At 64.0% G+C, this 10,700-nt stretch carries 11 protein-coding genes and 1 pseudogene; 4 read left to right on the top strand and 8 right to left on the bottom strand.

Annotated features, from left to right (window positions below):
• The first annotated feature begins 126 nt into the window (after positions 1–126).
• Positions 127–759: a LysE family translocator gene (locus tag CO670_RS12890; RefSeq protein ID WP_097590583.1), complete on the top strand. Its 633-nt coding sequence runs from the start codon at positions 127–129 to the stop codon at positions 757–759.
• Here CO670_RS12890 and CO670_RS12885 read toward each other — a convergent pair.
• Together CO670_RS12885 and CO670_RS12880 are read right to left on the bottom strand one after the other, a co-directional pair.
• A pseudogene (locus tag CO670_RS12885) lies at positions 760–1,309 on the bottom strand (DUF4865 family protein); the annotation flags it as partial.
• Positions 1,306–1,725 (bottom strand): tautomerase family protein, encoded by a 420-nt coding sequence (locus tag CO670_RS12880; protein WP_097590582.1) that lies wholly within the window; start codon positions 1,723–1,725, stop codon positions 1,306–1,308. The gene CO670_RS12880 and the pseudogene CO670_RS12885, both read right to left, overlap by 4 nt.
• A 115-nt stretch (positions 1,726–1,840) precedes the next feature.
• Between CO670_RS12880 and CO670_RS12875 the strand changes: the two genes are divergently transcribed.
• Both CO670_RS12875 and CO670_RS12870 read left to right on the top strand, forming a co-directional pair.
• Positions 1,841–2,734: a LysR substrate-binding domain-containing protein gene (locus CO670_RS12875; protein WP_097590581.1), complete on the top strand. Its 894-nt coding sequence runs from the start codon at positions 1,841–1,843 to the stop codon at positions 2,732–2,734.
• A gap of 223 nt (positions 2,735–2,957) precedes the next feature.
• On the top strand, positions 2,958–3,770 hold the full coding sequence (locus tag CO670_RS12870; protein WP_097590580.1) for a phytanoyl-CoA dioxygenase family protein: 813 nt from the start codon (positions 2,958–2,960) through the stop codon (positions 3,768–3,770).
• A 39-nt stretch (positions 3,771–3,809) separates the two neighbouring features.
• On the opposite strand, the gene CO670_RS12865 is transcribed toward CO670_RS12870, so the two are convergent.
• The gene (locus CO670_RS12865; RefSeq protein ID WP_097590579.1) at positions 3,810–4,754 is read right to left on the bottom strand and encodes a GlxA family transcriptional regulator; all 945 of its coding nucleotides are present in this window, start codon (positions 4,752–4,754) and stop codon (positions 3,810–3,812) included.
• Positions 4,755–4,867: 113 nt separating this feature from the next.
• Between CO670_RS12865 and CO670_RS12860 the strand changes: the two genes are divergently transcribed.
• Entirely contained in the window at positions 4,868–5,665 is a 798-nt protein-coding gene (locus CO670_RS12860; protein ID WP_097590578.1) for an SDR family oxidoreductase, read from the top strand.
• A gap of 9 nt (positions 5,666–5,674) precedes the next feature.
• On the opposite strand, the gene CO670_RS12855 is transcribed toward CO670_RS12860, so the two are convergent.
• From CO670_RS12855 to ykgO, 5 genes are all read right to left on the bottom strand, one after another.
• Positions 5,675–6,649: a threonine/serine dehydratase gene (locus CO670_RS12855; RefSeq protein WP_097590595.1), complete on the bottom strand. Its 975-nt coding sequence runs from the start codon at positions 6,647–6,649 to the stop codon at positions 5,675–5,677.
• Positions 6,650–6,771: 122 nt separating this feature from the next.
• Positions 6,772–8,508 (bottom strand): gamma-glutamyltransferase, encoded by a 1,737-nt coding sequence (gene ggt / locus CO670_RS12850; protein WP_097590577.1) that lies wholly within the window; start codon positions 8,506–8,508, stop codon positions 6,772–6,774.
• 121 nt (positions 8,509–8,629) lie between these two features.
• Entirely contained in the window at positions 8,630–9,685 is a 1,056-nt protein-coding gene (locus CO670_RS12845) for an alpha/beta hydrolase (RefSeq protein ID WP_097590594.1), read from the bottom strand.
• A 22-nt stretch (positions 9,686–9,707) separates the two neighbouring features.
• Positions 9,708–10,322 (bottom strand): tetratricopeptide repeat protein, encoded by a 615-nt coding sequence (locus CO670_RS12840; protein ID WP_097590576.1) that lies wholly within the window; start codon positions 10,320–10,322, stop codon positions 9,708–9,710.
• A gap of 111 nt (positions 10,323–10,433) precedes the next feature.
• Complete coding sequence (gene ykgO, locus CO670_RS12835; protein ID WP_003582204.1) at positions 10,434–10,559, bottom strand: type B 50S ribosomal protein L36; 126 nt, start codon at positions 10,557–10,559, stop codon at positions 10,434–10,436.
• Positions 10,560–10,700 lie beyond the last annotated feature (141 nt).

The following is a 10,700-nucleotide window of genomic DNA, read 5'->3' as shown; positions in this document are numbered from 1 at the left end:
CCGAAGTTGGGTGTCCAACTTTCGGGGGTCAGTTCAGAAGAGGCAGCGGGCTTTTTCGTGATGGTGCGGCATTGCCAAGGGCTGCGGCGCATGCAAGTTTCGATCCTTGGATTGGGAGGGATCGTCATGGATATCTTTACGCTTCTGGCATTCGCAGCGGTTTCTTTCGTCGGCATCGCGACGCCGGGACCGACGGTGCTCCTGGCGCTGACCAATGGATCGCGGCATGGCCTGCGCCGGGCGATGGCCGGCATGGTCGGCGCGGTGCTTTCCGATTTCGTGCTGATCGGCGCCGTGGCGATTGGGCTCGGCGCGCTGCTTGCGGCGTCGGAATTCTGGTTTTCCATGCTGAAATGGGCGGGTGCCGCCTATCTCGCCTTTCTCGGCATCATGCTCCTGCGCTCGAAGGGCGCGATCGATGCGGCATTGCAATCGGGTACGCCGGGCGGGCAGTCCACCTTCTCGATCGGGCTGAAAAGCTTCATGGTCGCGGCGACCAACCCGAAGGGCTACCTGTTCTTCTCCGCCTTCCTGCCGCAGTTCATCGATCCCGGCCAGCCGCAGGCGGCGCAATATATGCTGCTCGCGCTGGTTTTTGCCGCGCTCGATTTCATCATCATGTTCGGTTACGCCTTCTTCGGCTCGCAGGCGGTCCGCTTCCTGAAAACGTCAGGTGCCTTGTGGCTGGAACGGGCCTGCGGCGGTGCGCTCCTGGCGCTCGCCGGGTCGCTTGCCTTTTATCGCCGCGCCACCGCCTGAACTCAGGGATAGGTGCCCGACGCGGTAGGCCTGCGTGTGCTTGCCGATCTCAGGCATATCTCGCCACAGTCTGATGCGTATGCGCGTCCATGTCGTCGGTTCGAAACCGGAGACGGAGGCGAGCGCGCCGCCTGCGGCCAGATCGGCTTCGGCCTCCGCGCTTTCACTCCGGCGGATATCGGTAAGAGAGGCATAGGGCTGCGTCTGCAGGATGTCGCGGGTCGCAAAACCTGGCTGCGGCGATATCGGGCGAGACTTCTGCCTGCCAGACGATCCATGTCTTCACCTGCGGCCAGCCGAAGGCACCGGTCAGCGCTTCGAATGCCGGGCTGCAGAGGAAGTCGCTTACCCCTTCCGGCTTCTGCCAGAGGTAGAAGGGGGCGTAGAGGTTTTCGCGGCTGGCGAATTCGCCTCCGCGGGCGCTGAGATAGGCCTTGAAACCAAGATCGGGGAAGCCGTCGAGCAGCGGCCCCTTATCATGGATGCGGCGATCGATGACCGACATGTCGTAGTCGGCGGGCAGGGTGAAGCTGTACTGCATGGCGATCATGCTTGCGTCTCCGCTAGCCGCAGCCGCCAGTCGGGATCGGTCATCTGGGCGATGCCGTTGCCGAAGGACCAGTCCTCGGTCGCGCTGGTGCCGATGACCACCATCACGTCCTCGGGCCTCAGACCCGGTGACTGGGCCAGAAGATCGGCGAGCCGCCGGTAGAGCGCTGCCTTCACCTCTGCCGTTCGCGGCCGGCCGATCGTGATCGAGATATAGACGAAGTCCCCGGAGCGCGGCCCGGCGAGATAGGTGCGGTCGAAGATCAGCTCGTTTTCGTCATGTTGGTGAATGGCCTGGAAGCGATCGTTTTCAGGCACGTCGAAAGTCTCGACCAGGGCGCGCTGGATGCTGTCGGCGAGCGCTGCGAGATAATCGGCCGACTTGCCTTTACGAAGAGATATACGAACGAAGGGCATTGAGATCTCCATGGGTTGGGCCGTCCGCGGCCTTGACACCAGCACTATCGCAGCGCAGGGTGGTACTGAAAATCAGAATTTTATGGATTAATTGTCCTGAAAATCGGGATTATGGATGCGGCGGACGATCTTCGATCTCGATGTGCTTCGAACCTTTTCGACCGGCATGGAGCTTGGCAATTTCGCCAAGGCGGCGGAGAAGCTCGGCCGTTCGACCTCGGCCGTCAGCGCACAGCTGAAGAAGCTGGAGGAACAGGCGGGCACGCCGATCTTCCGCAAGGCAGGGCGCGGGCTGGCGCTCACCGATGCCGGCGAGACGATGCTCGGCTACGCCAGACAGCTGCTGGAGCTGAACGACGAGGCGGCTGCGGCCGTGAACAGCGTCGAGCTGGAGGGTTGGGTGCGGCTCGGCCTGCAGGAGGATTTCGGCGAGAACCTGCTGCCCGACGTGCTTGGCCGTTTTGCCCGCGCCCATCCGAAGGTGCGCATCGAGGCGAGGGTGGTGCGCAATAGCGAACTGCTCGATCGTATCACCTCGGGCAAGCTCGATCTGGCGCTCGCCTGGAGCGACGGCACGCTGACGGCACATTGCGAGCGGATCGGCGAGGTGCCGATGTGCTGGATCGGCCCTGCGGAGGGGGCGCCCGGCTGGCATGCTGCAACCGGAGAGCCGATGCCGCTCGCCTCGCTGGAGGCGCCGTGCCTCATGCGGAGCGCCGCGACCAGAGCGCTGGATGAGGCCGGCATTTCCTGGCGGCTCGCCTTCGTCAGCCCCAGCCTCGGCGGCCTCTGGGCAGCAACGGCGGCGGGCCTCGGCCTCACCATCCGCACGCCGGTCGGCCTGCCGGCGAAGGTCCGGGCGCTCGCGCCCGAGGCGGTCGGCCTGCCCGAGCTGCCGAAGCTCGGTCTCGTCCTGCATCGGGCGGAGGCCGAACTGCAACCGGCTGCGGCGCGGCTGGGCGAGCTGGTGCTGCAATCCGTGCATGGGGCGCTCACCTCTGCGCATTGACCCCTCGGGTGCATGGCTGTAGCCTCGGTCATTATGAAGATGCTTACTGTCAATATCGCTTCGGTCTTCTTCTTGAGCCGCTGACGGCGCTGCCGCCAGGGCCGCTCCTGGACAATGGAAGACGCGACCGCAGACCGGCCTTCGGCTGGCGTCTGGTCGTGGAGCGAAACAACCCTTCATCCGGCAATCGGTTTCGGAAAGGGTTTCACGACAGAGAGATTTCATGACTGACGAACATTATCCGCCGGCGCTGACCGCCGCGGCGAGCGAAGAATTCATTCGCAACGGGTTCCTCCGGATCGATGGGGCCTTTCCCCGCGAACTGGCTGAAGAAGCATGCGCCATCATGTGGCGCGATCTGCCATGTGATCCCGGCGACCCGACGACATGGACGCGACCGGTCGTCCGGCTGCCGGGTTATGGCGGAGGGCCGTTCGCGGCCTCCGCCAATACGCCGGTCCTGCACGCGGCCTTCGACCAGCTCGTCGGCACCGGGCGCTGGGTGCCGCGTGACGGGCTCGGCAGTTTTCCGGTGCGGTTTCCGCATCCAGACGATCCTGGAGATGCAGGCTGGCATGTCGATCTGAGCTTTCCGGGCGAGGATTGCGACCCGAACGAACAGCAGGATTTTTCGGCCTGGCGGGTGAACATCACCTCGCGCGGGCGGGCGCTGCTGATGCTGTTCCTGTTTTCCGATGTCGGCGAGGACGATGCGCCGACACGCATCCGGGTGGGTTCGCACATGGATATGGCGCGTTATCTCGCGCCGGCGGGCGAAGCCGGCCGGTCGCATATGCATCTCGAAACCATGGGCGCCGAGCGCCCTCTTGCCTTGGCGACAGGGGAGGCGGGCACCGTCTATCTCTGCCATCCCTTTCTCGTGCATGCGGCGCAGAAACATCTGGGAACGACGCCGCGTTTCATGGCGCAGCCGCCGCTCGGGCTCGCGCAGCCCTACAGGCTGGAAAGGGAGGACGGGAACTATTCGCCGGTCGAAACGGCGATCCGGCGCGCGCTTCATGACCCTTCCTGCTGACGGTTGATCATGGCATCCGGCTTGAAAGGGCCGGATGCCTCAAGTCTGAAATTGCTGCTGGGCATTGCGGCGGATCGCCTGGGGCGGCTGGCCGAAGGCGCGCAGAAAGGCGCGCCGCATGCGCTCGCGATCGGCAAAGCCGGTCTCGTCGGCGACCACGTCGATCGGATGACGGCTTTGCTCCATCATCAGGCGCGCTGCTTCCAGCCTGAGATTTTCGACGGCTTTCGCCGGCGACTGTCCGGTTTCGGCGCGAAAGGCGCGGCTGAACTGGCGGGGGCTGAGATGAGCGGCTTCCGCCAGCTCTTCGACCGAGAGTTGCGATTTCAGATTGCTTCGCGCGAAATCCAATGCCCGCTGGATTCGGTCGGATTTCGGCTCCAGCTCCAGCAGAGCGGAGAACTGCGATTGGCCGCCGGCGCGGCGGTGATAGACGACGAGCATGCGGGCGACGGCGCGGGCGACCTCGATGCCGTGGTCCTTTTCGACCATCGCCAGCGCCAGATCGATGCCCGCGGTCATGCCGGCGGATGTCCAGACCGGCCCGTCGATGATGAAGATACGGTCTTCCTCCAGCCTGATTTTTGGGTAACGCGCCTTCATTTCGTGGGCGAGACACCAGTGCGTCGTCGCGCGGCGGCCGTCGAGAATGCCGGCTTCGGCAAGGAAGAAGGCGCCGGTGCAGATCGAAGCGACGCGGCGGGAGGCGCCAAGGGCGGCGCGAAGGAAGTCGCTTTCGCCCGGTTTCGGCAAGACGAATGAAGGTGCGCCTGCGACGATCAGCGTGTCGAAAGCCGGATCGGCGAAAACTTCCGTGCCGATGGTCATGCCGAGCGAGGTCGAAAGCGGGCCGCCGGCTTCGGAGATGTAGCTTATGTCATAGGCCTTCCGAGCGAGTTCGAGATTGGTGAATTCGAAGACCGAGACGGCAGCGAGGCTCATGATCTGAAAGCCCGGATAGAGCAGGAAAGCGATGTGCTGCATGACTAAGCTCCTATGTCCTAAAAGGTGGTATATATGACATTTAGGACGCCGGCAATTCGGCATATGGTTTTCCTCAGGCGCACGGCAGGGCCGGCGCGACGAAGGAGACGGACATGACACACGAACATAAGGGTACGGCCCTGATCACCGGCGCATCCTCGGGCATCGGCGCAATTTACGCCCACAGGCTGGCGCGGCAGGGCTACGACCTGATCATCGTTGCTCGCAACGAGGAACGGCTGAAGGCGCTGGCTAGCCGGCTGACGGCGGAGACCGGCAGGACGGTGGAGACTGTTGTCGCCGATCTCGGCAGCAAGGCGGGCCTTTCCCGGGTCGAGAGCGTGCTGAAGGAAGACCGGAGCATTACCCTTCTCGTCAACAATGCCGGTTTTGGCGGAACGGCGCCGCTTCTTGCCGCCGATGTCGACAAAATGCAGGAGATGATCGAACTCAACGTCACGGCGCTGATGCGGCTGACCTATGCCGCCGTTCCCGGTTTCGTCGGGCGGGGCGGCGGGACGATCATCAACATCGCTTCCATCGTCGCCATTGCGCCGGAGCTCTTGAACGGCGTCTATGGCGGCACGAAGGCTTTCGTGCTCGCCTTCAGCCAGTCTCTGAAGCACGAGCTGGCGGAGAAAAACATTCGCATCCAGGCCGTTTTGCCCGGCGCCACCGCGACCGAATTCTGGGGCATTGCCGGCACGCCCGTCGAGCATCTGCCGAACGAGATCGTGATGTCGGCGGAGGATATGGTCGATGCCTCGCTCGCGGGCCTCGAACAGGGCGAATTCGCGACGATCCCGGCGCTCGAGGATCAAGGCCTGCTCGCTGCCTACGAGCAGGCGCGCCAGGCACTGATGCCGAAGCTTTCCCGCAGCGTGCCGGCGCCCCGTTACAAGGCGGCATGATCGCCGACGTCAGCCGAAGCGTTCGAGCGCCATGGCGAAGATGTGGGCATCGACATTGCCGCCGGAGGTGACGGCGACGATGTTGTCGCCGTCGAGCGCGTCGCCGTGGAAGAGTGCGGCGGCGAGAGCCACCGCGCCGCCCGGCTCGACGACGATCTTCAGCCTGACGAAAGCGAGCGCCATGGCGCGCAGTACCTCTTCCTCGGTGACGACGATGCCGGCACCGGCGAGGCGCTTCAGGATCGGGAAGGTGATGTTGCCGGGCTGCGGCGTGATGATCGCATCGCAGATCGAGCCCGACATCGAGGCGTTGCGTTCGATCCGGCCGGAGGCAAGCGAGCGGGCGGTGTCGTCGAAATCCTGCGGCTCGCAGGGACGGACGCGAAAGCCGGGGGCGCTGGCTTCCAGCGCAAGCGCGATGCCCGAAGTCAAACCGCCGCCGCCGCAGGGGACGAGGACTTCGGCCTCCCTTATCCCCTCTTCCTCGGCCTGTTCGGAGATTTCGAGACCGGTCGTGCCCTGTCCGGCGATCACCAGCGGCTCGTCGAAAGGCTTGATCAGGGTCAGGCCGCGTTCGGCCGAGAGCTTGGCGCCGATCTCGTCGCGATCCTCATTGGCGCGGTCGTAAAGCACCACGTCTGCACCGAAGGCGCGGGTGTTGGCGATCTTCAGCTTCGGCGCATCGCTCGGCATGATGATGACGGAGGGCACGCCATGCAGCTTGGCGGCCAGCGCCACGCCCTGGGCATGATTGCCGGAGGAGAAGGCGATGACGCCGCGCGCCCGCACGGCGGGATCGAGGCCGGAGACGGCAGACCAGCCGCCGCGGAACTTGAACGAACCGGAATGCTGCAGACATTCCGCCTTCACTAAGAGACGCCGGCCGGCGATCTCGTTCAGGAAGGGAGAAGACAGGAGCGGCGTACGGCGTGCATGACCGCGCAGGCGGGCGCGGGCGGCGACAATCATTTCAATGCTGGCCATTCGGGAATCGTCCTGCTTGCAGCGTTCGATCATGCATAGGGCCGGGCAAGCGGTTTGTGAACGGCGACTTTGTCACCGTGACACGAATGAGCACCACGTTGCCGCCTGCGCCTTTCCGGCCGTCAATAGCCGCTCGCCGAGCCTTCCACCGCGCGGGCATCCATGGCGCCATTGTAGCGGGCGCCGCCACCCTTTTCGATGGCGGCAAGGCTTTTGCCGCCGACGAGAATGCCGGCGGCCTGGCCCCAGACCGGGCCGTCATTGCCGCCGTCGAAGCTGTAGCCCATCGCGGCGAGCGTCTTTTCCGTATCCGGCGACAGCGCATAGGGCTCGAGATAGATCTTGTCGGGCTGCCATTGGTGGTGGAAACGCGGGGCATTGACCGCCTGGCTGATATCCATGCCGAAATCGACGACGTTGAGGATCGCCTCCAGCGTGATGGTGATGATGCGCGAACCGCCGGGGCTGCCGATCACCATGAAGGGCTTGCCGTCGCGGGTGACGATCGTCGGGCTCATCGAGGAGAGCGGCGTCTTCTTCGGCGCGATCGCGTTGGCCTCGCCCTGCACCAGGCCGTAGAGATTGGGCACGCCGGGCTTGGAGGTGAAATCGTCCATCTCGTTGTTGAGCAGCACGCCGGTGCCGGGCGCGACGACGGCAGCACCGAAGGAGCCGTTCAGCGTATAGGTGACGGCAACCGCGTTGCCCTCGTCGTCGATGATCGAATAATGCGTCGTCTCGGTGCTTTCCTTGCCGCCGAGCGGCTTCAGGTTTGCCGAGGTGCCGGCCTTGTAGGGATCGATCTTCGCGGCGATTTCCTTGGCATAGCTCTTGTCGAGCAGCTTTTCGACCGGGTTTTCGACGAAATCGGGATCGCCGAGCGCCGCATTGCGGTCGACATAGGCATAGCGCATCGCTTCGACCATGACGTGGACCGTTTCGGCCGAGGCATAGCCGAGATAGGAGAGCGGGTATCCCTCCAGAACGTTGAGGATCTCGCAGATGATGACGCCGCCGGAGGAGGGCGGCGGAGAGGAGATGATGTCGTAGCCGCGGTAATTGCACTCGATCGGCTTCAGTTCGCGCACGGCATATTGCTCGAAATCCTGCTTGGCGAGGATGCCGCCCTTCTCCTGGCTCGCCTTGACGATCGCCTCGGCGGGCGCGGCCTTGTAGAAGGCGTCAGGCCCCTTTTCTGAGATGGCCGCCAGAACGGCGGCGAGATCCGGCTGCTGCAGTCTTTCGCCCGATGCGAAAGGCTTGCCGTCCGGTTTCAGGAAAATCTTCGCCGCCGTCTCATCCTTGGCAAGGCGCTTGGCGCTTGCGGCAAGAATGGCGGCGTCGCCCTGTTCCAGCGTGAAGCCCTCCCTGGCGAAGCGGAGCGCCGGTGCGATCAGGTCCTGACGCGGCCGGGTGCCGTATTTCTGGCGCGCGGTCTCCAGGCCCATGACGGAGCCGGGGACGCCGACGGCGAGATAACCGTCGAGGCTGGCGCGCGGCACGATATCGCCCTTCTCATCGAGATACATGGTCTTCGTCGCGGCAAGCGGCGCGCGTTCGCGGAAATCGAGGAAGGTCTTCGTGCCGTCCTTCAGCCGGATGGTCATGAAGCCGCCGCCGCCGAGATTGCCCGCCGAGGGGTAAACGACCGCCAGCGCGTAGCCGACGGCGACCGCCGCATCGACGGCGTTTCCGCCGTTTTTCAGCACCTCGACGCCGACATCCGTCGCCAGATGCTGGGCTGTGACGACCATGCCGTGCTCGGCTTCCACAGGCGCCGGCGACGCGGCGAAGGCCGTGGTCAGGCTCAGCGAGAATGCCGTGATGACGGAGATCGTCCCGATCTGCAGGCGGCCCATGATTTCCCCTCCTATGGACAATGACGGAAAAACATATGGGGCTGCCGCGGCGCGCGGCAATGCAGGCCATCACCTTTATCGCGCAGGCCGGGAAATTACCGCCAGCGGTGAAGTGGCGGCGTCAGGCGCCGCTCAGGGCGCCCGGCATCAGCGACGGCACCGGTCCGAGCGTCTGTTCGCGTGATGCGGCGGCAAGCCTTTCCTCGGCCTTTCGGGCGGCGGCTTGCAGGTCGCGCGGCTCGCCGGCGATCTTTTCCATGGCGGCGATGGCGACATCGGTGGCGAGGTAATCCGGCTTGTGGCCGACGCCGCGCACGGTGACGAGTTCGGAGCCCGCTATATCGCGGGCAAGGCCGCGCGAATGCAGATGCTCCCAGACGATCTCATCCTTGTCGCCCGTTATGATGACGGTCGGCGCGGCGATCCTGGAATAGAGCGGCGACTGCTCCTTCACGTAGGCGAGCAGCCTTTTGAAGTCGGTGGCATTGCTGTGGAAGGTCCGCGGCCGCAGAACCAGCGAGGGACCGGTCTTCTCGATGTAATCGGCCGGGCGCGAATTGGGACGGAAGACATTCAACGTGCCGCGCTCCAGCCGGCTCAGCCCAAGCGGCACGACGATCGCATGATTGAAGAGCCAGCCGACGACCGGCGCCGTCGCAACGTGATAATACCAGTCGATGCCGCCCGGCCAGGGATGGGTGGCAGGCGCCAGAAAGAGCAGGCCGGCCGTCTTGTCGGGATGGCGCACGCCGAAGGCGGCGGCAATCGCGCCGCCGAAGGAATGGCCGACGATGATCGCCTTCTCGATGCCGCGCTTCTCCATCAACTGCGCGATCGCATCGGCCTGGCCGGAGGGGATGGCGTTATCAGCACCGCCGCGTTCGGAATAACCGTGGCCAGGACGATCGACGAAGAGCATTTCCGCCCGGCCTTCGAGCGCTGCGCGGAAGGCGACCATCTGATCGAGCAGATTGCCGCTCGCCCCGTGAATGAAGACGAGCGCGGGCAGATCCGCATGTTCGGGACGCGGGACGTGCACCGCATTCATGCGGTAGCCGCCGACATCCGTCAGTTCGCCGATGTTGGGACAGGCCTGTTCGAATTGCCGTGCCTTATAGGAGGAATAACCGATGGCGGCGGCGAGAGGGGCAAGAAGAGCGGAAACTTCTGCAAACATGATCTTAACGGACGATCCGGAATCAGGTGCGATTGCCGGCAAGTTTTTCCGACAGCATGTTGACCTGTTCCTGCGCCGTGCGATCGGCGGGATAGACATTGAGGAACTGCTGCCAGGCCTTGAGCGCCAGCTGGTCGTTGCCCGCGTTGCCGAGGATCGCGGCGAGGCCGGAGAGGGCTCCGAAATGGCGAGGCTCGAGATCCAGCACCCGCTCGATGTCGGACATCGACTTGCGGTAATTGCCCATGACGAAATTCAGCGTGGCGCGGCGGTTCCAGCTCTCGGCATAATCGGGCTTCAGCGCAATCGCCTCGTCGAGAAAGTCGAGGGCGGCGGGATTTCGCTTTTCCTCGATCGCCTTGTCGGCCCACTGCATCAGCAGATTGATGGTGGCGCTGCCGGAATCGTTCCATTCCAGACGGATTTCGTTGGCGATGCCGCTCGCCTTTTCAGGATCGCGTTCGCGTTTCAGCTGGCTGAAGAGCTGGTCGAGGCGTTGTTTCGGCGTGCTGTTGACATTCGTCTGCTCGACGATGACCTCCTTTTCCGCGGCTGCGGCCGGAACGGCTGAGGTAAGCAGGACGAAGGCGAGCGGCAGCGCCGCTGATGTCAAAGCAAAAAAGCGCATGGCGGACATATTAGCCCGCCAACGCCGAAGATCAAACAAATTTGACGTGATCACCGTAGCGATCCACCGGATGGAGTTGCAGGCGCGATTTGCGCGGCAAGGCGATCCGGACGCGCGAAATCAGCCCTGACGAGCCTTGTAACGCGGGTTCAGCTTGTTGATGATGTAGATGCGGCCCTTGCGGCGAACCAGACGGTTGTCACGGTGACGCGCCTTGAGCGACTTGAGCGAATTCTTGATCTTCATTTTTGTGATCCGCGATGTTGATCTTTAACAATGAAAAGCGCGCCGTCAGGGCGCGCTCTTTAGGTGGGGGAGCAGATACCCCGTCACCTCCACCATGTCAACCGCGTGACGGTGTTTTTCCCGGGGTTCGCAGGCGTTTTC

The sequence above is a fragment of the Rhizobium sp. J15 genome, from assembly GCF_002531825.1.
GTDB lineage: Bacteria > Pseudomonadota > Alphaproteobacteria > Rhizobiales > Rhizobiaceae > Rhizobium.
This window is presented reverse-complemented; position numbering and strand designations above follow the sequence as displayed.

Bases quoted from the DNA above. Each gene is read 5' to 3' on its own strand.
- CO670_RS12860 (WP_097590578.1), top strand. From the start codon at position 4,868: ATGACACACGAACATAAGGGTACGGCCCTGATCACCGGCGCATCCTCG.
- ggt (WP_097590577.1), bottom strand. From the start codon at position 8,508: ATGGGCCGCCTGCAGATCGGGACGATCTCCGTCATCACGGCATTCTCG.
- CO670_RS12845 (WP_097590594.1), bottom strand. From the start codon at position 9,685: ATGTTTGCAGAAGTTTCCGCTCTTCTTGCCCCTCTCGCCGCCGCCATC.
- CO670_RS12890 (WP_097590583.1), top strand. From the start codon at position 127: ATGGATATCTTTACGCTTCTGGCATTCGCAGCGGTTTCTTTCGTCGGC.
- CO670_RS12840 (WP_097590576.1), bottom strand. From the start codon at position 10,322: ATGTCCGCCATGCGCTTTTTTGCTTTGACATCAGCGGCGCTGCCGCTC.
- CO670_RS12865 (WP_097590579.1), bottom strand. From the start codon at position 4,754: ATGCAGCACATCGCTTTCCTGCTCTATCCGGGCTTTCAGATCATGAGC.
- CO670_RS12855 (WP_097590595.1), bottom strand. From the start codon at position 6,649: ATGGCCAGCATTGAAATGATTGTCGCCGCCCGCGCCCGCCTGCGCGGT.
- CO670_RS12870 (WP_097590580.1), top strand. From the start codon at position 2,958: ATGACTGACGAACATTATCCGCCGGCGCTGACCGCCGCGGCGAGCGAA.
- ykgO (WP_003582204.1), bottom strand. From the start codon at position 10,559: ATGAAGATCAAGAATTCGCTCAAGTCGCTCAAGGCGCGTCACCGTGAC.
- CO670_RS12875 (WP_097590581.1), top strand. From the start codon at position 1,841: ATGCGGCGGACGATCTTCGATCTCGATGTGCTTCGAACCTTTTCGACC.
- CO670_RS12880 (WP_097590582.1), bottom strand. From the start codon at position 1,725: ATGCCCTTCGTTCGTATATCTCTTCGTAAAGGCAAGTCGGCCGATTAT.